Genomic DNA, 25146 nt, shown 5'->3' with positions numbered 1-25146 from the left:
TTAGAACAAACCAATATTAACTAAAGTAAATCTAGATAATTCGCCTAAAATTTGAGAAAACAGACTTACTTTTGTCATAAGTGGTTTGTTAGATGTGCAAGCCTAAATTATGTACTTAAACTATCCGCTTACATTTTATTTTGAACATGTGTATTTTAAAATTGAAAATAGTATTCTTACTTATTCTTCGAATAGCGCTTGTTTCTTGCTGTTTTCTCGGACAAATTGTTTCTCAGTCAATATGGTTGCCAGCTAAGGCACCAAATGTCTCAGAAGAAGAGTACAACATGCATTGTATTTTAATTAAAGCAGGGCTTAATGAGCTTGAACTCAATGAAAAAAGATATACTTTAAATAATATTGCCGCTAGTTATGCTAAGTTAAGCAGTCCCAGTGATACCGTGTTTAAATATTTAAATCTAGGATTGGTACACTTCCCACATGATGAATGTTTGACTTTGTTTGATAGTATTGAGCATAATTCTTTTGTTAAATCAGTTGAAAGAACGTATTCAACAAGTAGTTCTTCAAATTGGAAACAAGTAAAGCTATTTTGTGATAGCATACTTTCAAGTTATAATCGAGAAGTTCAAGAACTGTTACTTGCAATGGAAGATGATGATCAAAAAATACGAGATCGGCTTGATGAATTGTATGGTTCCAGACAATTTGATCGTTCGAATCATTCTGCAATGAATTTATGGGATATACAGGAGAAAAAGGATTCCTTGAATCAAAAGAAACTGGATCGTATTGTAAGTAATTTTGGATTTCCTGGCAAGAGTTTAGTAGGAAGCAAACTAAGTAAAGTAGCGATTTCAATAATTTTGCATGGAAATATTGAATTTCAGGAAAAGTATTTAGATTTTGTAAAAAAGTTTATTGAATTGAAAGAGTTGGATAAAGAGAATTATCCTTATTTGGTAGACAGGATTTTAATGAGTAAAGGACAAAAGCAAGAGTTTGGAACCCAATTTCGTTATGATGAGAAACTTAGAAAAGTGAGCTTGTATCCGATAAAAGATCCTATTAATGTTGACAGATGGAGAGCTGAATACAACTTGTTACCACTTAAATACGATATAGAATTTTACAATAACATTTATGAAAAATTGGGTAAGTAGTTGGGGTTTGAGAAATTCAATAAATAAACAAATAGTCCACCAACTATAGATTTTTAATTATTTGAGTATTTGCAAATTTTTGTATCTTTGTTTAAATTTAAAGCATGAGTACAATAATGATAAAAACCGACAAGCAAAGCAGTAAAATTCTTTCTGAACTTGCTAAGAAACTTGGCGCAAATGTGATTGATATTAAAGATGCGCAATTTGAAGATTTTATGTTAGGTAATTTAATGGACTCCGTCAAGACTGGTAAAAACGTTTATAGAAATGTAATTTTTAAAACATTAAAAAGTAAATGATTGTTGAATTCGACAAATCATTTGAAAAATCACTTGAAAAACTAAAGGACCTATCCTTGCTTTCAAAAGTAGAGAGAATAATCCTTTCTCTTGAAAGTACTGATTCTCTGAGGCAATTAAAAAATATTACAAAACTAACTGGATATAAAGTATATTACAGAATTAAAATTAATGAGTACAGACTAGGATTTGAGATGATTAAAGAAGATTGAATAAGATTAATCATTATAGCCCATCGGAAAGATATATACAAACGGTTCCTATAGTCTGAGGATTTGTTTTTTATTAGTATTCCAGAAAGGCTTTTAACTTTAGGAGCAATTTCCACCTGTTGTGTTCTATTATTATTTGTAATGTGTTCCAAATACGATTCAATTAATTTAGAAAGGCTGGTATTTCTTTTTCTAGCATAGGATTTAGCTTTCTCAATGACTTTTTCATCCAGTCTTAATGTTAAATTACGATCCATCTTTTTATAATTTAACGTATAAATTTACATGGTATATCTAATTCATCATTTATTTCTCCATTCCCCTTTTTCTAACGACTTTTGCATTCTTTAATTCAAAGCATGTTTAAATTAAGTTGCATGGTCCTGTTTGGACTGCTGGTTTTTCAAATCCAGGCTCAAATTAGTTTTCCGGTTAATGGAGTGAGACTTCCGGAAAATCGAATTGTATTAATTCAAAATGCAATGTTGCATCCCGACACTTCAACTAAGGCCTATTTGGGTGAGATTCTGATTAAAAATGAATGGATCTTAGAAATTGGAGCTACCGTCAGCCATCCAGAAGATGCTGTTCGCTTTGATTTTCAGGGCAAACATGTCTATCCTTCCTTTATCGATCCGATCAGCGATTATGGTATGGCCGAAGTCAAACGCAGTTCGTCCAGAAACAATATGCTGAGTTCAAAGGAGGGTGCTTTCTCCTGGAATGAAGCCTTGCGTTCAGAAATCAAATCCGCGCAATTCTTTGTTTATAAAGACGAACAGGCTGTTAAATTACGCGAAGCGGGCTATGGGATTGTTCAAACGCATATTCCAGATGGTATTTCAAGAGGCAGCGCTTGTATAGTAAGTTTAAAACAAGCCAACGAACACGAAGTAATGCTAGTCCCGGAATCAGCGCATTGTTTGAGTTTTAATAAAGGGAGTTCGACGCAAGAGTATCCAAATTCACTCATGGGTTCGATCGCTTTAATGCGTCAAGCCTATTTAGATGGATTAAATTATGAACTTGCCATCAAGCCCAAAGAAACGAATTTGAGTATCGAAGCCTGGAACCAAATACAGCCACTAAACCAGTTGTTTATTTGTAGTAATCCACTGGATATGTTACGAGCACAAAAAATTGCAAAAGAATTTCATAAAAGCTATCAAATTCTTGGAAGTGGCAAAGAATATCAAATTTTGGAAGCACTAAAAAAGGATTCCTTTCGCATCATCGTCCCTGTCAATTTTCCTCCGGTGTATAATGTCGATGATCCCTACGATTTATTGCGCATTGATTTATCAGATCTCAAACATTGGGAATTGGCAGCTTCTAATCCAGCCATATTGGCTAAAGCGGGCATCTCATTTGTCTTTACAGGACAGGATTTAAAAGATCGCAAAGACATACTAACTAACGTACGTAAGGCTATCCAACGGGGTTTATCTGAAGGGCAGGCTTTGTACGCTTTGACCCAGGGGCCCGCCGAATATCTAAACATACAATCTAAAGCAGGAAGTCTTGCTAGCAATAAATTGGCTAATTTTATTGTTAGCGATCTTCCAATCTTTCAGGAAAAATCAAGTATCAAAGAAAATTGGATCCAAGGTTCGCGCTACCATTTTTCAAAAACAAAAATAGACAGTATTTCAGGAACGTATGAACTTCAATTAGAGCCTAGTTTGTTTACGCTTATTATAGAAACAGACGGAGAGAAAATGGATTTTAAACTTAAATCTAAAGATTCATTGAAATTGAGTCTGAATGCAAAAATTCAAGAAGGGTACATTACTGGTAAACTAAATCGGGGCAACCCAAGTGGGGATGTACTTTTTTCTTGTTACAAAACAGAAACAGGATGGAAAGGAAATGCACAATTAGAAAATGGATCCTGGCAATCCATGAGTATTTTGAGAATGAAGCCGTCCACTTCAAGCATTAAAAAAGATAGCATTTCAGCTAAAACAGCAGACAGCATCGGAGCGCTGTTTTATCCTTTAGGTGCCTATGGATGGAAATCAAAACCACTTGCAAAAACGTATTTAATTAAAAATGCAACTGTTTGGACCAATGAAAAAGAAGGCGTCTTAAAAAATACAGACGTCCTGATTCAAAATGGTAAAATCACTGCTTTTGCAAAAAATTTGCAATCTGCGCAAGCCATCGTTATTGATGGCACCCATAAACATTTGACGGCAGGAATTATTGACGAACATTCGCACATTGCAGTCAATGGCGGCGTTAATGAATGTTCGGAATCCAATACATCAGAAGTTCGAATTGGGGATGTCATTAATAGCGATGACATCAACATTTACAGGCAGCTATCCGGCGGCGTTACAACCGCCCATATATTACATGGTTCCTGCAATCCGATTGGTGGACAAACCGCGCTTATCAAATTGCGATGGGGCTATCTTCCTGAAGAAATGAAATTTGAAAAAGCAGATGGATTTATAAAATTTGCATTGGGTGAAAATGTCAAACGAAGTGGTGGAAATCAAGGCGGCCGTTATCCCGATTCGCGGATGGGTGTCGAACAAGTTTACCTCGATGCATTTACGCGGGCTAAAGAATACGATGCACTTCGCAAAGCAGATCCTACACATACCCGGCAAAATCTAGAACTGGATGCGATTGCGGAGATCATTAATAAAAAGCGATTTATTACCTGTCATTCGTATGTGCAATCTGAAATCAATATGTTGATGAAAGTTGCCGAACGATTTAATTTTAAGGTCAATACGTTTACACATATACTGGAGGGTTATAAAGTGGCCGATAAACTCAAACAACATGGAGCTGGTGCTGCAGGATTTTCAGATTGGTGGGCTTATAAATACGAAGTATATGAAGCCATACCTTATAATGGAGCCTTGTTGCATGACCAGGGCGTTGTAACAGCTTTTAATTCCGATGATGCCGAGATGGCGAGAAGACTTAATCAGGAAGCTGCAAAAGCCGTGATGTATGGAAATGTATCTGAAGAGGAAGCTTTAAAATTTGTAACACTCAATCCTGCAAAACTTTTGCACATTGATGACCGGGTAGGAAGTATTAAAAAAGGAAAAGATGCAGATTTGGTATTGTGGAATGATCATCCATTATCCATTAAAGCATCGGTCGAAAAGACATTTGTAAATGGCATTTTATTTTTTGACAAAGAGCAGGATTTAATTTTACGCGATGAAATTAGTAAGGAACGAAATCGCATCGTACAAAAGATGATCAAAGCTAAAGCAGCTGGTGAAGGAGCCGAGAATTTCAGTTCGAGACCACGCCGATTATACCATTGCGATTCTATTGGTGAATAATTTTAAAAGCAGTACATGAGTAAATTAATTTTTATAAGTTTCATAGTATGCATTTCAGTAAGTGCGTATTCACAACCAGCACCTGCTGCTAAACAGCGAGAAGCTATTGCAATTGTTGGCGCTACGATTCATGTTGGAAATGGTCAATCCATTGCAAATGGAGTACTTGTATTTGATAAAGGGATCTTGCAATATGTTGGAACCGATTTAAGCAAAGCCGCTACCATTAAAAATCGCATCGATGCAAACGGAAAGCATATTTACCCCGGCTTTATCTGTATGGCAACCAATTGAGGCGTGGCAGAAATCGAGCAAGTAAAAGCTACGATTGATTACGAAGAATTTGGATCCATGAACCCTAACGTACGTTCGTTAACCTCCTACAATACAGATAGCAAGATTATTCCAACGGTGCGCAGCAATGGCATGTTGCTCGCACAAGTGATCCCCAACGGCGGGATTATTTCAGGACAATCATCGGTAATGCAACTCGATGCCTGGAATTGGGAAGATGCAGTTGTAAAAGCGGACGAAGGCATTTTTTTAAACTGGCCCTCACCCAATCCGCCCCGTCGTTTCGGACCGGATGCCGATAAAAATCAGCAAGATCCGGATCGCTATCAAACAGAAATGAATGCGTTGAAAGCGTATTTTGATGAAGCCTTCGCCTATTCTAAAGTTCCACATACTTCTAATATCAATCTTTCATACGAAGCCATGAAGGATTTATTTAATGGAACAAAAAAACTATACATCCGCACTCAGGCAGCTAAGGCAATCATTCATTCCGTTCAATTTGCAGAAAAGTATGGTTTGAAGCCGGTTCTGGTTGGCGCCAATGAAGCCTGGAGAGTGGTTGATTTTTTAAAAGAACATCAGATTGCATTAATTTTAGGACAAGTGCATAGTTTACCGGCCCGCGAAGACGATGATTACGATCAACCTTTCAAGAATCCAAAAATTTTACAGGATGCTGGCATTTTATATTGTTTTTCTATTACAGGTTTTTGGGAGCAACGGAACTTGCATTTTCAGGCAGGTCATGCCCTGGGTTTTGGATTGGATTATGAACAAGCAATTGCAGGTTTAAGTCTGAATCCTGCCAAAATATTAGGCTTGGATCATCGGTTAGGAAGTTTGGAAGTAGGAAAAGATGCAACTTTTATAATCAGTGACGGGGATGTTTTGGATATGCGAACCAGTCATGTGAGTCGTGCCTTTATCCAAGGAAGAGCCATTGATTTAGATAATAAGCAAAAAGAATTGTACCGCAGATTTTACAGTAAGTATCATCCGGAATAAGATGCAAGCAGTCATTCACGTTTAATGGGTATGTATTTACGCCATCTATTTTTTCTGGTATTCTTTCCGGTTTTTCTGATTGCTCAGGAAGCACCCAAGGAATTTCAAACAATAATTGATGGACAACCCGTGAAAGTAATTGTAAACAATGGCGATACCCTATTTGAAATTTTATTAGAAAAAGCAGTCGTCCGACCCGTCATCGTATTTGATGATTATAAATCAGAGAACCTGTATCATAAATATAGACGCTATGCAGCGGTGGTTTATCCATACGCTGTCCATGCAGTCCGTTTATATATGCAATTGCAAATACTTACAGAAGGACAATCAGATAAAGAGCGAAGAAAAATCGTAAAACAAATCAGCAATACCCTGGAAGAAGAATTTGAATCTCCTTTAAAAAATCTGACAAAAACCCAGGGGCTCATTCTTACAAAAATGATCGAGCGGCAATTGGATAAACCCTTTTATGGAATTGTAAAAGAATTGAAAGGAGGATTCTCTGCATTTATGTGGAATGAAGTGGGGAAGATGAACGGATATAAACTGAAAAATAAATACGAAAAAGGACAAGACAAAATTATGGATGCGGTCCTGGAAGAATTTGATATGACTATAGATTTAAAATAAGTATGAATACAATCATAAGCTGGGAAGCGCCTTCCAATATTGCCATTGTAAAATATTGGGGTAAGCGAGAACAACAATTGCCGATTAATCCTTCGTTAAGTTTTACTTTAAGTTATTGTAAAACAAAAACAAGCATCCAATGGGAACAGCGCAATGGACAAGATCATTTGGATTTTGAATTTTTTTATGATGGCCAAAAGAAACCACGTTTTGAATATAAGCTCAAAACATTTTTCAATCAAGTTGAACTACTTTATCCAGAATTCAAGTCTGTTTATTTAAACATTGATTCCATCAACAGTTTTCCACATTCTGCAGGGATTGCTTCTTCTGCATCGGCTATGGCTGCTCTTGCACTGGGTATCATGAGCATTGAAAATAAAATCAAAGGCCTTGTGATGCCGCAGGATGAATTTTTAAATAAGGCATCTTATTTGGCTCGATTGGGATCTGGTTCTGCTTGTCGATCTGTTTATCCGATTGCAGCTGCCTGGGGTGAATCCTTAAACTTACCAGGTAGTTCGGATGAATATGCAATTCCGATGGCAGATTCCATTCATGAAGATTTTAAAAGCATTCAGGATTATATTTTTATTGTCAGTCGTGCTGAGAAAAAAGTTTCTTCCAGTGCCGGACATCAATTGATGGAAAGACATCCTTATCGGGAAGCACGAATTCATCAAGCGCATGAAAATTTCAATAAGTTATTATCGGTATTAAAAGCAGGAGACTGGATTGCTTTTGCAAAAATTTGTGAAACGGAAGCATTGAGTTTACATGGATTGATGATGAGTTCAAATCCATCTTATATATTATTAGAACCGGAATCCATTCATATAATAAATGAATTAAAATTATTTCAACAAGAATCTAAATTACCCATCACCTTTACAATTGATGCGGGTCCTAATATTCATGTGTTATTTCCTGAGCGAATCAAAGAAGCAGTAGATGCATGGATTCAACAAAGCTTAAGCAGGTATTGGGAAGAGGAGCACATCATTTTTGATGAAGTTAGTCATCCCAGATTTGGTACTTAGAATCTCAAGCCAGGTTCTCCTTTCCCTTCCTCTTCCCAAACCCAGGGTTTAAACCCTGGGTTTGGGAAGAGGAAGGGAAGTTTCTCACCAAATATTTTTTTGTTCAAGATTTACTTTTTCTGGATAGAACAGTTTAGTTGTTCGAAGAAAATTTTCAGAAAAATCGGATACATAAAATTGATCGCTGCCCGATTTTTGATCACTTAGTAAGTTTTGTTCTGCCAGGGCCGTTTTCAATGCGGCTGCAGTGACATCGGTGGAATCGAGTACCGGCATTTTATTTTTAAAGAAATCTGTTATTTCCTGTTTAATTAGGGGATAGTGTGTACAAGCAAGCAAGAGGGCATCAATATTATTTAAATGTGGATCACTCAAATACGTTTCCAGGACAGAATGGCTGATGGCATTGTTTACAAAGCCTTCTTCAATCATGGGAGCTAATAAAGGAGTAGCTAAAGAATACAATTCGACAGATTTTTTTCGAACATGAAATTGTTTGTCGTAAACACCTGATTGAACGGTTGCATGCGTCGCAATCAGTCCGACGCGATGGTAATCGTGTTGGCAACAATAGTCAACCAAGGGATCGACTACATTTACAAAGACTGCTTTGTCTTTAAAAAATTCCAATAAAACTTCGTAGGCTGCGGTGGAAGCAGAATTGCAAGCAACTACGATCGCTTTGCAATCATTTTCTAAAAGAAAACGGCAGATTCTTAATGAATAATAGCGAATGGCATCGTGAGATTTTTCACCATACGGTAAATGGGCGGTATCTCCAAAATAAATAAAACGTTCGTTGGGTAAATTGTAATGAATAGCAGAAGCAACCGTAAGACCGCCGACTCCGGAATCGAATATTCCAACAGGCCGTCTGGCATTGCTATTCACAAATCAGATTCCTAGTTTTAACTTAACGCTGGCTGTAACATCCATTGAGTCTGCTGCATAGAGTAGAATTCCCGTACTGGAATCAAAGATGTAGGTAAACTGACCTTCTGTTGCCACTTGTTTGATGGCATTATTTACTTTGTCAATTAAAGGCTGCAGCAATTCTTGTCTTTTGGTAGCCAATTGTTTTTGAACTTCTTGCTCGTATTTGGACAATTCGCCTTCTTGTTCTTTTAACTTTTTCGCTTCTTCATCCAATGCTTTTGGGCTAATTTCTCCGGATTGTTCACGGCGTTGGAGGTCCTTGTATTTTCCTTCCAATTCCTGTACCATCATTTGGCCTTTTTTCTCCAATTGGGTTTGAAGTGCTTGTAAGTTGGCATCGGCTTGTTTGACTTCCGGCAATTCGGCCAACAGTGCTTGTGAATTCAAGTAACCAAATTTTTGAGCCTGAAGGCCGGTAAAACTGATCAAAAGACTGAGTACTGATAAATATAAAAGCTTGATATTCATTCGTTTAAAAATTTAGGAATGCAAAGATAGGACAGCTGAGCGGATCCTTATTATTTCGATTTTAATTTTTTGATGATTGCCTCTGTCTTATCCAGGTCTTTACTGTAATAAATGATTCCGGCAGAGCCACTGGTATCAAACATCGCTTCCAAACCACTACCGGAGGCAAACTCCTGTATGGCTGCATATACGCGATCCTGAATGGGTCTCACAAGGTCTTGTCTTCTTCTAAAGAGTTCCCCTTCTTCACCAAAGCGATCTTTTTGAAGCTTGCGGACTTCCTTTTCTTTATTGGTAATTTCCTCTTCTTTTTGTTTGCGTTGTTCTTCGGTCAACAAGACTTGTTCAGCCTGGTATTTGTTATACATGGCTTTAATTTTATCGTATTCAATTGAAATCTCTTGTTTCCATCCGGCTGCTACCCGATCCAATTCATCCTGGGCTTTTTTGTAGTCATCCATATTATCCAATACCTTATTGACATCCACAAGGGCAAAACGTTGGCTGGAAACAGTACTTTGAAGGCCCAAGGCCAGAAATAACAAAATGCAGAGTCTGGAAATCATATTTTTCATTTTAATGCTTAGTTTAACGTGTTTGTATTTAATAAATTGCGTAAAAGTAAGGTTTTTGCTGCTTTGGCATGACCTTGTTTTATAATCAAACTCTAATTTAATTCCTTTCGTTTCTTCAAATGCGTATTTAACCTAAACTTAACGGCAGTATAAGGAATTCTTTGCCTCTGGAATTCAGAGAGGTTTCCTTTGATTTCTGCAATACAATTTGTATTTTTGATTTGATATTCTTATAATAAACTAAAATCCATATTGTGAATAAAAATCTCCTGTTCCTATTTATTGCAATTATTTTACAATTTGATTTTTTAATTGCACAATCACCTCGGTCGATTCACACAAACAAATTTAGTAGCAATTTAAAAATACCAAAAACTAAGATTACAAGTTTTGCAAATTATTACATTCATGCTGATTTTAATAATTTAGAAAATAAAAAGGAATCACAAGCTGTGCCTAAAAGAAAATTAGATAGCATTGTGAATGTTGGGGTCTCAATTCGAGATTTTTTAGGAAAAAAAAGATATGTTTATAATGATCACGGCAATTTAACTGAAGTTGAAGATTTGGAATGGGATCCCAATTTGAATTCCTGGGTAAATGTTTTTAGGAATGAAAATATCTATGATTTAAAGAATAATTTAGTAAGCAGTTTATTTTATCAGGGAGATCAATTTCAATGGGATCAATTTGCTAAATCGACCTATGAATATGATATAAACAGCCGCATACAGAAAGTAGTATCCTATAATTGGGATGAAATTAAAGCACAATGGATTCCGGAGTATAAAGATACACTGATCTACAATCAAAAAAATCAAATCACTCTTGTTGAAAGTTATTCATGGAATGACAATACTAAAAAATGGTTAATACAAAATAAAGCAGACGAAGTTTACAATGCTTTAGGTCAGTTGATTATGGAAACAGGTTATCAATGGGATGCTAACTCAAAACTGTGGATTAATTCGTTTCGTACGGAATGGACGTATCATGCAACTGGCAAAACGTATCAGATAATTTCAGCTATTTGGGATGATACTGCCAGCGATTGGTTGTATCTAGGCAAGACGGAGGATATTTATAATGGATCAAATCAATTAATCAATTATTTAGACTACAATTTTGATGCGAATCAAAACAATTGGGTGAATAATATAAAAGGCGATTTGATTTATGATGCAAATGGAAATGTTATTTCAGAATTGTACGCAATCTGGGATTCAGGCAATTCGAAGTGGAATGTTTTAGTTAAACTGGAAAATATGTTTAATAACAGTTTTAAGTTGAATGATTTGGTATTACCTTATACAGATGATTACAACTTAAATAATTTTAATCACATGTTGTTAAAAACAGCTTATTTTGATAATTCACAGGGAAACTTCGTTAATGATGCAAATGATTTATTTTATTATTCACCCATAGATGTCGTAAAGACACAGAATGCAGATCAGTTGGATTTTCAAGTTTCTCCAAATCCGGCTCATGATGTAGTAAAATTTAATTTTAGCAATGAATCGAATGCCTATCAATTTGCTGTTTATTCCATAGACGGTCAGTTGGTTCAATCAGATGAAATAAAAAGCAACAGCATTCTTGATATTCATAATATACCGGCAGGAATTTATTTCTATCATATCAGGGAGAATCATCAGGAACGAGCAACTGGAAAACTAATCATACAAAAGTAAATTGATATTCTTCAAGCAATCGTAGGAATACTTTTAGATAGTTTCAGAGCGTTTCGATCGTAAGGAATATTTTAATGAACATTAATAGCTAATTTAAACGCTGACAGTATCTTTAGGCCATGAATTCTGTTTACTTATTGGGAACCGGTGATTGCAGCATCCAGGATATCAAAAAGATATTGCATGGGGAGTTAAAACTGGAAGTTGAGCCAGCTTTAAAATTAAAGTTGCAACAACAACGAACCAAACTGGAAGCAATTCTAGATGAAAGTGACCAGGCAATTTATGGAATTAATACAGGATTTGGTGCACTTTGCAATACCATCATTGCAGACGACAAGCTTAATGAATTGCAATCGAATCTCGTGAGATCCCATGCCTGTGGTTTTGGAGCATTGGTTCCAATCCCAACGGTTCGATTGGTATTATTATTAAAAATCATTTGCCTTTGTAAAGTATATTCTGCAGTTCGATGGGAATTGATTGAATTTTTAATTCAGTTATTCAATCAGAAGATTACTCCACAAATTCCAGAAATGGGATCTTTAGGAGCTTCCGGAGATTTAGCACCTTTGGCACATCTTTCATTGCCCTGTATCGGGGAAGGAATTTTGAATTACGAATCAAAAGAGTATCCAAGCTTTGATTTGTTGTCGAAACTTAACATTCCAATCCCTTATCTAAGGGCAAAGGAAGGCCTGGCGTTATTAAATGGTACACAATATTCTCTGGCTTTATTATTTACTGCATGGGATTCAGCTGAACGGTCTTATCACAACAGCAATTTAAATGTAGCCCTTTCCATGGAAGCATTTAATTGCAATTTAGGATTTTTACATCCGAAGATTCATGAGATACGAAAACAAGCCGGACAAATTCATGCTGCCAATGAAATTTCAATTTGGTTGGATGGAAGTGATTTAAATACAAGAGATCAAAAATCAGTACAAGATCCGTATTCTTTTAGATGTGCACCACAGGTACACGGAGCAAGTTATGATGTCATACGCTATTGTAAATCCATCATAGAGAATGAAATCAACAGCGTTACAGACAATCCGCTCATGCTTTCTGAAACTGAAATTGTATCGGGTGGAAATTTTCATGCGCAGCCTTTGGCACTGGCATCAGATTTTTTATGTTTGGCTGTAGCGGAATTAGCAAATATTTCTGAACGGAGATTGTATCAATTGGTTTGTGGTTTGCGCGGACTGCCGGATTTTTTAACTTCAGAAGCTGGCTTAAATTCTGGGTATATGATCGTTCAGTATGCTGCCGCTGCCGCAGTCAGTTTAAATAAGCAGTATTGCAGTCCGTCATCAATCGATTCAATTATCAGTTCGAAGGGCCAGGAAGATCATGTAAGCATGGCAGCAAATGCGGGCATTCGATGCAATAAAATTGCGCAACAAACCGAAATGGTATTGGCAATGGAATGGCTTACTGCAACACGCGCTATGCATTTCAGGCAGAACTACAAAACGGGTGCTGCATTAAAAAATCTTATAGCAAAATTTCAGGAGATCGTCCCATTTCAAGCGGAAGATCATATTCCCTCCTTATATTATCAGAAGTCCATTGATTTTCTAAAAACCATAGCTCATTAATTTGAAAATCGGCATTCTGTTTATTCATTGCATTTTTAGTTGTCAATTGATAGCGCAGGTTTCAAATTGGACCATTCAAGCATCATACCTTCCTGGAAAATTATCGAAACACACTGAAAAGATGTTGTATGATCCAAGAGGAATTGCAAATTTCGCAGAATTGGATTTCGTGTATCAAACGCAGGGAAGCTTTGCATGGGAACGCTATTATAAATTACCCAGATACGGTGTTTCGATGCGTTATCTGGATCTTGGAAAACCGCATGAAATTTTAGGAAATGGTTTTTCAATTACTCCATACATGGATTTTGGAATTCTGCAACACCAATCCTATTCTTTTCATTTTATGATTGCATGTGGATTGGCGTATTTGAATTTACCTTATGACATCAAAACAAATTCATTACAGACAGCGATAGGATCTCATTGGAATAATCATACCAGTTTTCAAATCCGATTTGAACATACCCTGATGAAAAAACATGCTGTTTTCTTTGGGATGAGTTTAAGTCATACCAGTAATGGTGCTTTTAAATCACCCAATTTAGGATTGAATTATTTATCAGGTGTCCTGGGGATTGGATTGGAAACTCAAAAACAAAAGACGTATGAACGACTTAAAAATATCCAGGTTTCAGAATCTGAAAAGGGAAAGGATCATTTTTCATTTCAGTTGGAATGGGGAGCCACCTGGAAAGAAACACGCATACCCAATGGTCCGAAGTATTTGATCAATTTCTGGACTTCAGATATTGGATACCAATATACTAATTATAAATCCTGGAGGCTTGCAGTTGATATTGAAAACAATCATTTGGCTTCTTATTTTAGTGATTATACAGAATTAAGAAAGAATAAGAAACAGGCAGCTAAAGATGGCTTGCGTTTAAATGTGTACGGAGGTCATCAATGGTTGTTTGGCGGAATCAGTTTAAGTTTAAAAGCAGGATATCAATTTTTAAGAAATATCAGTTTAGACGATTATCCCGTTGTAACTAAGCTGGATCTTTGTTATCTTGTGCCTCATGCGTTTCTAAATCGAGTCAAGCCCTATGTAGGAATAAGTTTGAAAACGCATTTCGGTACTGCGGAATATATTGGCGTAATGGCTGGCTTTCGATTGGATCGTTTTACAAATAAATGAAACTAATAAATATGAAATACCTGATTTTAACTATGTTTTTGTTTTTGGAATTCAGTGCATGTAAATCTTTGAAAAAGGGTTGGGATAATTTAAATTTATTTCCTGTCAGTCAGGATGTAGAATTGGGAAAACAGGTGTATGGAGAGATCATTGCAAATGAAAAAGACTTTCCAAAATTACCGGAAGCAGGAAATGAAGAATTGTATAAATACATCAATGCCATCGTTCACAAAATACTTTTAACCGGTAAAGTGGATTATGCCAAAGATTTTCCCTGGAAGATTACCATTATCAATGATGCTAAAACACAAAATGCATTTGCAACACCGGGTGGTTATATTTTTATATATACCGGCCTTTTAAAATTTTTAGATTCAGAAGATCAGTTAGCGGGAGTTCTTGGTCATGAAATTGCACATGCTGCCAACCGACATAGTACCAAACAATTGACTAAAATAGTGGGTTTGCAGGTGCTTGCAGATGCTGCCTTGGGCAATAAAGAAACGATCAAGCAAGTGGCTACAGCAATTATTGGTTTAAGTTTTAGCCGTGCTCATGAAACGCAGGCAGACACAATGTCTGTAATTTATTTGTGTCAAACTGATTACAATGCCAATGGAGCATCGGGTTTTTTTAAGAAAATAAAAGGCCAGGGTTCAACTCCCAGTTGGCTAAGTACGCATCCAAATCCGTCCAACCGGATTGAATCAATAGATGGAAAACAAAAAGCAATGGGTTGTAAGGGAAATCAAGCTTATGAAAAACCCTATGCAAAAATGAAATTATTGTTGGATAAAATTGAACCACCTATTGTACCGGGAGAAAAAACAATTCCGAATACGAATGCTAATTCGACAAAGAAGGATAGTAAAACGCCTCCACCGGATACCGTCGTACAAAACAAAAATAAAGTAATAGTCAAACCGAAATAAAGTCTAATAGTCTAATAGTCTAATAGTCTAATAGTCTAATAGTCTAACAGTCTAACAGTCTAACAGTCTAATAGCCTAACAGCCTGCTTCTCACCAACCCTCTATTTAGAATCGAGAATTACCGGTGCGTGTTTATCCATCACGATCACTTTTGCATTGGTAGAATGGACTAATCCCTGGTAGGCTTTGATCCATTCGTATTGCAATTGTTTGTCTGTAAGGGTTGCATTGATGATTTTTTGATAATCAGCGATCCCTTGTGCTTCGACGCGTTTCCGTTCAGCTTCTTGTTTTTCTTTTTGCAGCACGAAAGTCATTTTTTGTGCATCTTGTTCGGCATTAATTTTTTCTTCAATAGAATTTCTAACGGATTCAGGTAAAGTTATATTTCTTACCAATAATTGTTCGAGTTCCATTCCTCTGGCTAAAAAATCAGCTTCAATGCTTTTATAAATGCGTTGTTGGAATTCATCCCGTTTTATTGAAAACAATTCAATAGCCTGATAGTAAACAGCATTGTCTCTGATTTTAGTCCTGGAGATGGGTCTTACAATTTTATCAACGTAATCCGCACCGATTTCCTGGATGATTCTAGGGGCTTCGCTCTTTTTCAAGCGAAATAAAACGGTTAAATCAATAACGACCTCCAAACCATCGGAGGTAAGCACGCGGATTGCATCATCTCCCGACTTCAAACCTTCATCATGCACGCCGCTCATGGTATAGTTTTGGGTTTTAACATCGAGACGTACAATTTCCAACAAGGGGTTGATAACATGTAGACCACTTTCCAAAATGTCAGGTTGTACTTTACCAAATAACTTCTTAACTCCAATTCGTCCAGCATCAATTTGAACGACGGCAGAAAACAGGAAGCCAAAAATTATTAAAGCGGCACCGAGGGTGCGCAGGATTCGGTTAAACCGGTTCATGGTGTTATCCGGATTGCGAAGAAAAAAACTGACAAAAAGCAAGATAATTCCAATCGACATTAAAGCCATAATCTGTGTATTTTGATTTAACAACGCTAAGATACTCCCAGGAGTTCCTTAATGTACCGATCTATTTGGATTCGACAGCATGCTTTTGGCTTACCTTTGGGCTTTTAATAGGCGAGGCTGTTGATAATTGCTGTAAATGCACGGTTTTTAATTCAGGGAAAACTTGAAGGAAAGGTTTGAAAAGGCAATCCCAAGAGCATTAAAAGCATTCAAAGCAGACGTTTTTTTGAGTCCTGACGGTTATTTGTCCTTGTCAGTGGATATACCACAATATTTAGTGGTACACGATTTAGCTTACATTCATTTCCCAAAACAAGTACCTTTTCTTGTGAGGACGTATTATCAATATTTTGTTCCCAAACACATTGAAAAAGCGAACCATATTTTTGCCGTTTCTGAAGCAACCCGAAAAGACATTTTGACACAATTTGGATGTGCTCCTAACAAAATCAGCATTGCTTACAATGGGGTTCGGTCTTTGTTTAAGCCAATGTCTGAAGAGATTCAGCAGGAGGTTCGTGCACGTTACAGTCAATCAAAAAAATATTTTTTATTTGTTGGAGCGATTCATCCAAGAAAAAATGTAGCAAAGCTCATCCAGGCATTTGATTTATTTTGTTTAAAAACGGATGCAGATTTTCAGTTATTAATTGTTGGAAGAAAGGCCTGGATGACAGATGAAACAGAAGCAGTTTGGCAAAACAGTCCAAATAAAAGTCGCATTCAATTTTATTCGTACATGGATACTGAGCAATTGGCTTTGGTGACAGCATCTGCATTTGTAGCAATCAATCCATCATTATTGGAAGGATTTGGCGTTCCGGTTTTAGAAGCCTTAAATTGTGATGTTCCGGTATTGGTATCCAATGTGTTTTCACTCCCTGAAGTTGCGGGTCCGGGAGCTTATTTGTTTAATCCAATGGATGAAGAATCAATTGCCCAGCGTATGACGGAATCAATAGATGATCCAAATCGCACACTGCGAATAGACCAGGGACGGGTGCATAAAAATCTGTTTGATTGGAAGAAAAGTGCAGAACATATTTATCAATTCATGAAAGGTAATTTGAAAATCTGAAGGATTTAAAAATAAAAGTTGAGGAAGCTAATACTGATTTTCTTGGAAAGAAAGTTATATAGTATAATTTGGCGGGCCAGAGTCTTAAATTGGAATTTTCTAATATTGAGTCTTTTATTGATGTAGAGCATCTGCAGCCAGGTTTTTGGTTGTTTAGAACCGTTAGTAAAAGTGGGATTATTACTGGCTCATTCATTAAAAGTTAGATAATTGAATGGTACCATTTCATCATGGATTAATACTAAAGTTTGGATTTGTAATTTTTTTACAAATTTTACTTTTTCCGCAGTTGTCTTATCAACAAAATATGGGAAGTACATGGATTATTGGGTTTGATAACAATCAAATTTCAGACCCAAAATTTGGAATGACTACTTTGGATTTTAGTGAACAACCACTAAAACAAACTTATATGCATAATGAATATCATGCGAGTTCAGGTTTTATCAACACATCCATTTCTGAAATTAAAGGAAAAATATTATTATTTACAGATGGATTGAATATTTATGGAAGAAATCTTGATATTATTGAAAATGGGGAAGAATTGAATCCTGGTGAAGTAAGGAATGATTTTAGCTCAGCATTTTACCCTGTTGCATATAATCATATATTGTTGCCCAGGCCGGGATATGACGATCAATATGTTTTATTTCATTTTTCTGTTAGTTATAACAGAGACCCAGGAGATCAGATTCGTTCTGTTGTTGCCGATAAATTTTTATTAACTTCAATTTATAAGGACAAATTATTGGATGATTTTAAAGTAGGAGAAAAAAACAATCTAATATTGGCTGGAAATTTTAATAATTCGCATTTAGCTTATTGCAGACATGCCAATGGTAGGGATTGGTGGCTTGTTTTTGAAAAGTATAATTCAAATAAACACTATATTTATTTATTGGATCCTTCAGGTATAAAATTATATGCTGAACAAGAAATTGGTATAATCGGAGGAAAGTATGATTGGAGTGGAAATAGTATTTTTAGCCCTGATGGAACTATGTATATAAAGTATTGTTTTGATTACGGAATTCAGTTATTTAATTTTGATAGATGTTCGGGGTCATTATCTAATTCCATTCAGTTGAAAACCTATGTAAATCCTGAACTTAAAGAGGCAAGCATTGCTGTCTCATCTAACTCAAGGTTTTTATACATTAATGATTATACCCGAATATGGCAATACGATTTGGACCAAATTAATGTTCCTGGTTTTATTGATACCATAGGTTTTTGGGATGGATATTTTATTAAGGATGTTTTGACAACTGGGTTTTATCAAATGGCTCTCGCAGATGATGGTAAAATCTACTTAAGTTGTCACTCAGGAAACATTTATTTACATTGTATTGATAAGCCAAATGAGAAGGGACTCGCCTCTAATTTTAAATTGCGAAATATTATACTTGAAAGTTGGATGGCTGGTGGACTTCCAATTATGCCAAATTATCAATTGGGGGTTGTAAGCAATAGCCCTTGTGATAGTATAAGTTATCTGGCCGTGCATGATTGGACTACCACTTTTAAAGTATATCCAAACCCAACATCAGATGAGATTTATTTTAACAATAAGGATACCACACTTTTCCCGGATTTGTCCATTGAAATCTATGATGGCTTAGGAAAAAGAGTGAAATCACAAATATTGCGAAGTAGTATATCACAAGTCCCTGTTTCTATGGTTGACTTGCCAGATGCAATTTATTTTCTACATGTTTCCGATTATAAGGGCAGAACTGTAACTAGAAAAATAGTAAAACTGTAAGTGTCATCAGGCTCCCTTTTTATACGAACCCATTTTCCATAAAGAACCAATTGAAGCAATACGTCCGGCATTTAAATAAATGCTGGTAACCTAAAACAGAGCATTATATAGATCTATTTAATATAAATATTAGTGAAAATCAATTTGAATAATATCAAAATAAAATTGTTAAAAAATGAGTTACTTAGTTTCAATGATAGTACATTTCTTCGATCTGTGTCAGTAATTTGTGGATTAAATGAAGGAAATAATGATGTTATTGCCAGATCTATTCTTAGAAGCTATTTTAATGTTGACCTACTTCCAAGTTTAGAATGCGTTGAAGAATCGTTAATTGATAATAAAAGTGATTTTAATAAAATATTTAATAAGTTAGATGAACTCATTCACCCTAAAAAAGTAAATGGTGATATAAGTTTAAAGTCAATTGAAATATTTGATTTATTGTACAGGAAAGTGAATATATACAAGAGCTATGAAGAGTTAACAAATGCATTACTAATTCCTGGACTGTATATACTAAGGTATAATTTGAAAAATGGAGAATTAAAAACTACCAAATTATGGTTACCAATAAATTAGTTTGCATTTTTTGTATTGCTTTTAATTTTTCATTTATTTTAAGCATAGCATCGCAGGGACATGCAATTAATTGGATATTAGGGTATGGTATCAACAACGATACAAGTTTTTATGGTAGGACAATTTTAAACTTTTCTAATCCTACTTTAGCAATAATTAGAAATTTTGGAGGATTTAAATTTGAACTAGGATTTGAAAATAATTCTTTTTCGGATGACCTTGGAAAATTAAGATTTTTTTATGATGGATTTAGACTGGGAAATGCAATTGATTACAATATCATTGAAAATGGGGATACTTTAAATCCAGGGAAAATTTGGCTTGCTTATCAAGGGGGATTTTACCCTATAAGTGATGCTTCAGTTTTTATACCCCCTTTGAAATTTGATAGTATATTAATGTTGATTCATTTACCGATTGATTTCTACAATGGTCAGCCTTACCCTTATTCTCCAAGTATTTATGAGACAAGAATTAATATGAATTCAAATGGTGGAAAAGGTAAAGCTATTTCAAAGAACAAAGCTATATTTAAGGGCAATATTTCACCAATTGTCTTTAGCGGATGTCGGCATTCAAATGGTAGAGACTGGTGGTTAATCTTCAAAAACAATCAAGGTCCAAAATACTATAAATTTCTTTACTCAAATTCTCAAATTTATAAAATTGATTCTCAAGAATTAGGGAGTTCAGTTATTGATTACTCGTCGGTTGGTAATGCAGTTTTCTCACAGGATGGGAAAAAATTTGTTAGGATTTCAAATCAAGATGGTATCCAAATTTTTAATTTTGATAGATGCGATGGAAATTTGTCAAACTTTGTTCAAATTGAGAATGATTCCATAAAACCTTCAATTTGGGTAAATGTTGCACTATCTGCCAATAATAGATTTTTATATGCATCAACAAACACGAAAATATTTCAATATGATTTAGAAGCTTCAAATATTCAAGCAAGTATGGAAATTGTCGGCAATTGGGATGGATTTATCTATGATAGATTTTTTACAACAAGTTTTTGTGATATGCAACTAGCTGCAGATGGAAAAATTTATATATCATGCGCAAGCGGAAATATTTTTTTGCATGTAATTAACGATCCAGATTTAAAAGGTAAAAGGTGTGATTTTCAATTACGAGCTGTTACTTTACCTAGCTATATTGCGTGCGGCTTGGGAAATTATCCAAACTACTTGCTTGGACCAGAGGAAGGTAGTATTTGTGATAGTTTAACGTCTAATAATAATATTTTCTATAATCATTATTTTAACGTTTATCCAAATCCTGCAAAAGATCTATTGCGTGTTGTGATTATAAAGGATAATCTGCCAATTAATTATACTATTTATAATCAAACTGGTGATTTGTTGCAAAAAAGTAGTTGGGATAGGCAATTAGAATTCGATTTGAATATAGAGCGACTCAATAAGGGCCTTTATTTTTTGCAACTAAATTTTTTAGATGGAAGCGTTGTTAGGAAATTTGTTAAAAATTAGGAAATGAACTCTTAAATTTGAATAATTTATTTTCTCTGGAATACTTATAAAAAAATGAAGGAAATATTTTATTTTAATAGCAAGTTTAAATTTATATTAATATTACCCATTTTATTATTGCCAATTGAATCTTTTCAACAATATCAGAGTAAAACATGGATTGTTGGTTATGATAATAATGTGGGAAAGAATCCTAAATTTGGAATAACTACTTTGGATTTTAGTGGGAAACAAATAGAACAAGTTTTTTTAAGAAATGAATTTCATGCTAAAACAGATCTTATTAACACATCAATTTGTAATAAATTTGGTCAGTTAATATTATTTACTGAGGGGTTGAATCTTTATGGCAGCGACCTTGCAGTTATTGAAAATGGTGACGAATTGAATCCAGGAGAAGTTAGAAATGATTTTAGTCCTGAGTATTATCCTGCTGCATTTAATCATATTTTGTTGCCAAAACCCGGACACGACGATCAATATATTTTAGTCCATTTATCATTAATCTATAATAGAGATCCGGGAGACCAAATTAGATCTGTAGTAGCAGACAAACTATTAGTATCTATAATTATAAAAGATAGTTTGGATTATAATTTCAAGGTAGTAGAAAAGAACAAGCTTCTATTGAAAGATAATTTCAATAAAGCTCACTTAGCATATTGCAGGCACGCCAATGGGCGGGATTGGTGGCTTATTTTTGAAAAGTATAATTCAAATAGACATTATATTTATTTATTAGATCCTTCAGGGATGCATTTGCATGCTACGCAGGATTATGGTGAGGTTGGCGGAAAATATGACTGGAGCGGAAATAGTATTTTCAGTCCGGATGGAACTAAATTTATAAAGTACTGCTTTGACTATGGTATCCAATTGTTTGATTTCGATCGATGTTCTGGCAAATTATCAAATACATTGCAACTGAAAACGTTTGTAAATCCTGAGATTAAATTAGCCAGCATAGCTGTTTCACCAAATTCTAGATTTTTATACCTGAATGATTATACCCGTATTTGGCAATATGACTTAGAACATATCAATAAGCCTGGTTATATTGATACGATAGGTATTTGGGATGGTTACTTTTACCAAGATGTATTTACTACCGGATTTTATCAAATGGCTCTTGCAGATAATGGAAAAATTTATTTAAGCTGTTATTCAAGTAATATTTATTTGCATGTAATTAATAATCCAAATGAAAAAGGCTTATCCTCAAGATTTAAACTGCGGGACTTGATTTTGGAATCATGGATGATCGGTGGACTTCCAATCATGCCAAATTATCAATTAGGTCCGGTGAGCAATAGTGTTTGCGACAGTTTAAGTTATCTTGCTAAGCATGACTGGACAAATACATTCAAAATATATCCAAACCCAACAACGGATGAGATTTATTTTAGCAATGCTGATACCACTCTTTTTCCTGATTTAATTATTGACATTTATGATGGCTTGGGAAAAAAAGTGAAGTCACAAACCTTGCAAAGGCCTACATCCCAACTGTCTATTTCTTTAATAGATTTACCAGCTGCTCTCTACTTTATGCATGTTTCAGATTATAAAGGGAGATCTGTTAATAGAAAAATAGTAAAATTATAGGCAAGCTTAGGCCTCCGTTTACCTTGATTTCGCATTTTTATAAACAATCAGTTACAGTTATTAAATTTAGTATATAATAATTTTTAAACCTAGAGTAAGTAGTTTTATAGTTTCCATTAATGTAAATTGTATTGAATATCAATTTATAATAAATACATTTTATGTACATGTGTTAATAACAATCCGGTTAATAAATTGAGAATAAATTAAGTTATAAAATTATTATGTTTGTCTAAAATTTATTCAAATGAAGCGACTTTACCTTTTTCTCACATTTTTATTTTGTTTGAGCATCGTAGAAGCTCAATATTATTACCTGCCTTATCCAAAAATTGGAAAAAACCCAGGTGAATTAAACAAGGACAACGAGTATCCTCCGGGTGGTGGATTGCCAACGGGATGGACTACGATTATGACGGGTCCTCAGGCATCCGGTAACTGGACTGCAGTTATTAATTTGCCAATTACCTTTTATTTTAACGGAGCGTTGGTTACTAAATTTAAAGCAAGTAGCAGTGGCGTTGTAACTTTTAATACTAAAACAGCTTTAAAAGTTGATTCTAATAATGTTGCATTACCAAGCGCACTGATTCCTGACAGTTCTATATGCATTTGGGGATTGCGTTGTGCAACCGGGGATTACATTGTTACCAAAACTTTTGGAACAAAACCGAATCGTCAATTTTGGATTCAATACAATTCTTATAGTGAACCCAATCTAAAAGCTGGATGGATTTATGCATCGGTTGTATTGGAAGAAACCACCAATAAAATTTATATAGTAGATCAAAGGACGCAATGTGTGTTTAACAGTGCAGTGTGTCAGGATAAAACAAATATTACTTTGGGCGTTCAGGTGGATGCAAACTACGCGGTCATGGTGGATGGATCTCCTGATTATAAAAGTGATAATCTGAATAACTTTTTAGTTGATGATAATACCTATTTTGAATTTATTCAGGGTACTCAATCGCAAGAAGATGTCCTTGGGTTACAACATGATTTTAAAAAATATTATCTGACCAAAGATTTTCCATTGACAGTAAACGGAACATTCCGCAATACAGGATCAACGATTGTTTCAAAAGTAGTATATAACTACAATGTAGACAATGGTCCAAGTGTTTCAAAAGAAATTACCGGATTGAATGCAGCTCCTTTAGCAGATTTTCAAGTGAGCCATCCGGATGTTTGGGCTTCCGCAACAAAAGGAGTCTATACAGTGAAATCCTGGATTAGTTTGGTAAATGATAATCCAACAGGAACCATTGCTGATGATACCATCCGTACGATTGTAAATGTGAATGACACATCAATAACTCGTAAATTAATGCATGAGAATTTTTCTTCTTCAACCTGTCCACCTTGTAAGCCAGGCAATGAAACCATGCATGCGGTGCAGAGTAATTTTCCGGAATTGTATACTGAGTTAAACTATCATTATTATTTTCCAGGAACGGGAGATCCTTATTACACACAAGAGGCACGTGACCGTGGAAATTATTACGGTGGCGTAAATGCAATTCCTGCATTGTTTTTAGATGGAACAACCAATATTAATCCGAATGGTTATACTGTTCCTCAATTTGCTGAATTGCAGGAAATTCCTGCTTTTTATCAAATCAATCCAAGTGGTACTGTAAATGGTCAAAAAATTGATGTAAGCATCGAAATCCAAACCATAGCACCGATAACTGCAACGACCCGTTTGAATGTTGCGATCGCAGAAAAGAAAACGGTAAAAAATGTTAAAACCAATGGAGAAACTGAATTTCCCCATGTAATGAAAAAATTAATACCCAGTTCTGCTGGTTCTTTGGTTGGTGCAGTGCCAGCAGAGTCCAGTAAAACCATTAATTTAACTTGGACTGTACCAGGAGCGTATCGATTGCCATTGGATGCGCAAACAGCCAATATTATTAATTTAGCAACAGAACATAGCATTGAAGATTTTGCTAATTTGGAAGTGATTGCCTGGTTACAGGAAAGTGATAAGAGCGTTTTACAATCCAATTCAGCAGATCTTGTGTTTGTGGTTGGTACCAATCAAAAAGTTGAGAAAAAAGAAATCAGTGTAAATCCAAATCCTGCGAGTTCTTACTTTTTTATCAATATGAGTTCTTTCAATCGCGATGAATTGCTCCGCGTATTGGTTGCAGATGAAACTGGAAAATTGGTTTATGCTGAAAAGACAGATTTGGGTTCTTTATTTGTTAATACATCCGGATGGAAACCCGGAATGTATCACATTAAAGTTGTTGGTAAAAACCAAGAGGCTAATCAAAAAATTGTTGTGATCGAATAATTATATTTAGAGAAACACATAACTATCC

20 protein-coding genes and 1 pseudogene are annotated in these 25146 nt (G+C 35.2%); 17 read left to right on the top strand and 4 right to left on the bottom strand.

What is annotated here, in order from left to right; all coding sequences use genetic code 11:
• Positions 1–161 precede the first annotated feature (161 nt).
• The 7 genes and pseudogenes from IPK91_10140 to IPK91_10110 all read left to right on the top strand — a co-directional run bounded on the left by IPK91_10140 (position 162) and on the right by IPK91_10110 (position 7927).
• The gene (locus tag IPK91_10140) at positions 162–1124 is read left to right on the top strand and encodes a hypothetical protein (protein ID MBK8297616.1); all 963 of its coding nucleotides are present in this window, start codon (positions 162–164) and stop codon (positions 1122–1124) included.
• A 104-nt stretch (positions 1125–1228) separates the two neighbouring features.
• Positions 1229–1426 carry a hypothetical protein gene (locus tag IPK91_10135; protein MBK8297615.1) on the top strand — a complete coding sequence of 66 codons (198 nt, stop codon included), beginning with the start codon at positions 1229–1231 and terminating at the stop codon, positions 1424–1426.
• On the top strand, positions 1423–1638 hold the full coding sequence (locus IPK91_10130) for a type II toxin-antitoxin system RelE/ParE family toxin (protein ID MBK8297614.1): 216 nt from the start codon (positions 1423–1425) through the stop codon (positions 1636–1638). The genes IPK91_10135 and IPK91_10130 overlap by 4 nt, the downstream gene beginning before the upstream one ends.
• Before the next feature lie 377 nt (positions 1639–2015).
• Complete coding sequence (locus tag IPK91_10125) at positions 2016–4952, top strand: amidohydrolase family protein (GenBank protein MBK8297613.1); 2937 nt, start codon at positions 2016–2018, stop codon at positions 4950–4952.
• A 15-nt stretch (positions 4953–4967) separates the two neighbouring features.
• Positions 4968–6254 (top strand): annotated as a pseudogene (locus IPK91_10120) (amidohydrolase family protein).
• A gap of 30 nt (positions 6255–6284) precedes the next feature.
• Entirely contained in the window at positions 6285–6887 is a 603-nt protein-coding gene (locus IPK91_10115; protein ID MBK8297612.1) for a DUF4294 domain-containing protein, read from the top strand.
• Positions 6888–6889: 2 nt separating this feature from the next.
• Positions 6890–7927 (top strand): diphosphomevalonate decarboxylase, encoded by a 1038-nt coding sequence (locus IPK91_10110; GenBank protein ID MBK8297611.1) that lies wholly within the window; start codon positions 6890–6892, stop codon positions 7925–7927.
• An 84-nt stretch (positions 7928–8011) separates the two neighbouring features.
• Here the strand turns inward: IPK91_10110 and murI are convergent, their stop codons facing one another.
• From murI to IPK91_10095, 3 genes are read right to left on the bottom strand one after another with little or no spacing between them, the layout of a single operon-like run.
• Positions 8012–8818, bottom strand: a complete 807-nt coding sequence (murI, locus tag IPK91_10105; GenBank protein MBK8297610.1) for a glutamate racemase — start codon at positions 8816–8818, stop codon at positions 8012–8014.
• A 3-nt stretch (positions 8819–8821) separates the two neighbouring features.
• Positions 8822–9331 carry an OmpH family outer membrane protein gene (locus IPK91_10100; GenBank protein MBK8297609.1) on the bottom strand — a complete coding sequence of 170 codons (510 nt, stop codon included), beginning with the start codon at positions 9329–9331 and terminating at the stop codon, positions 8822–8824.
• A 50-nt stretch (positions 9332–9381) separates the two neighbouring features.
• Positions 9382–9897 (bottom strand): OmpH family outer membrane protein, encoded by a 516-nt coding sequence (locus tag IPK91_10095; GenBank protein MBK8297608.1) that lies wholly within the window; start codon positions 9895–9897, stop codon positions 9382–9384.
• A 263-nt stretch (positions 9898–10160) separates the two neighbouring features.
• Here IPK91_10095 and IPK91_10090 point away from each other — a divergent pair, with 263 nt between their 5' ends.
• From IPK91_10090 to IPK91_10075, 4 genes are all read left to right on the top strand, one after another.
• Complete coding sequence (locus IPK91_10090) at positions 10161–11600, top strand: T9SS type A sorting domain-containing protein (protein MBK8297607.1); 1440 nt, start codon at positions 10161–10163, stop codon at positions 11598–11600.
• Positions 11601–11719: 119 nt separating this feature from the next.
• Entirely contained in the window at positions 11720–13207 is a 1488-nt protein-coding gene (locus IPK91_10085; GenBank protein ID MBK8297606.1) for a histidine ammonia-lyase, read from the top strand.
• Position 13208: 1 nt separating this feature from the next.
• On the top strand, positions 13209–14351 hold the full coding sequence (locus IPK91_10080) for an acyloxyacyl hydrolase (GenBank protein MBK8297605.1): 1143 nt from the start codon (positions 13209–13211) through the stop codon (positions 14349–14351).
• An 11-nt stretch (positions 14352–14362) separates the two neighbouring features.
• Complete coding sequence (locus IPK91_10075) at positions 14363–15283, top strand: M48 family metalloprotease (GenBank protein ID MBK8297604.1); 921 nt, start codon at positions 14363–14365, stop codon at positions 15281–15283.
• Positions 15284–15384: 101 nt separating this feature from the next.
• Here the strand turns inward: IPK91_10075 and IPK91_10070 are convergent, their stop codons facing one another.
• Positions 15385–16284 carry a prohibitin family protein gene (locus tag IPK91_10070; protein MBK8297603.1) on the bottom strand — a complete coding sequence of 300 codons (900 nt, stop codon included), beginning with the start codon at positions 16282–16284 and terminating at the stop codon, positions 15385–15387.
• Positions 16285–16447: 163 nt separating this feature from the next.
• Here IPK91_10070 and IPK91_10065 point away from each other — a divergent pair, with 163 nt between their 5' ends.
• The 6 genes from IPK91_10065 to IPK91_10040 all read left to right on the top strand — a co-directional run bounded on the left by IPK91_10065 (position 16448) and on the right by IPK91_10040 (position 25118).
• Positions 16448–17362 carry a glycosyltransferase family 4 protein gene (locus IPK91_10065; GenBank protein MBK8297602.1) on the top strand — a complete coding sequence of 305 codons (915 nt, stop codon included), beginning with the start codon at positions 16448–16450 and terminating at the stop codon, positions 17360–17362.
• Positions 17363–17576: 214 nt separating this feature from the next.
• Positions 17577–19130 (top strand): T9SS type A sorting domain-containing protein, encoded by a 1554-nt coding sequence (locus IPK91_10060; protein MBK8297601.1) that lies wholly within the window; start codon positions 17577–17579, stop codon positions 19128–19130.
• Positions 19131–19346: 216 nt separating this feature from the next.
• Positions 19347–19712: a hypothetical protein gene (locus IPK91_10055; GenBank protein MBK8297600.1), complete on the top strand. Its 366-nt coding sequence runs from the start codon at positions 19347–19349 to the stop codon at positions 19710–19712.
• Positions 19694–21208, top strand: coding sequence for a T9SS type A sorting domain-containing protein (locus IPK91_10050; protein ID MBK8297599.1), 1515 nt, complete (start codon positions 19694–19696; stop codon positions 21206–21208). The genes IPK91_10055 and IPK91_10050 overlap by 19 nt, the downstream gene beginning before the upstream one ends.
• A 54-nt stretch (positions 21209–21262) precedes the next feature.
• A complete protein-coding gene (locus tag IPK91_10045) occupies positions 21263–22813 on the top strand; it encodes a T9SS type A sorting domain-containing protein (protein ID MBK8297598.1) in 1551 nt (516 codons plus the stop codon).
• Between the two features lie 247 nt (positions 22814–23060).
• Positions 23061–25118, top strand: a complete 2058-nt coding sequence (locus IPK91_10040; protein MBK8297597.1) for a T9SS type A sorting domain-containing protein — start codon at positions 23061–23063, stop codon at positions 25116–25118.
• Positions 25119–25146: the final 28 nt, after the last annotated feature.

It is taken from the genome of Saprospiraceae bacterium (assembly GCA_016712145.1).
In the GTDB taxonomy this organism is placed as follows: domain Bacteria; phylum Bacteroidota; class Bacteroidia; order Chitinophagales; family Saprospiraceae; genus Vicinibacter.
This window is presented reverse-complemented; position numbering and strand designations above follow the sequence as displayed.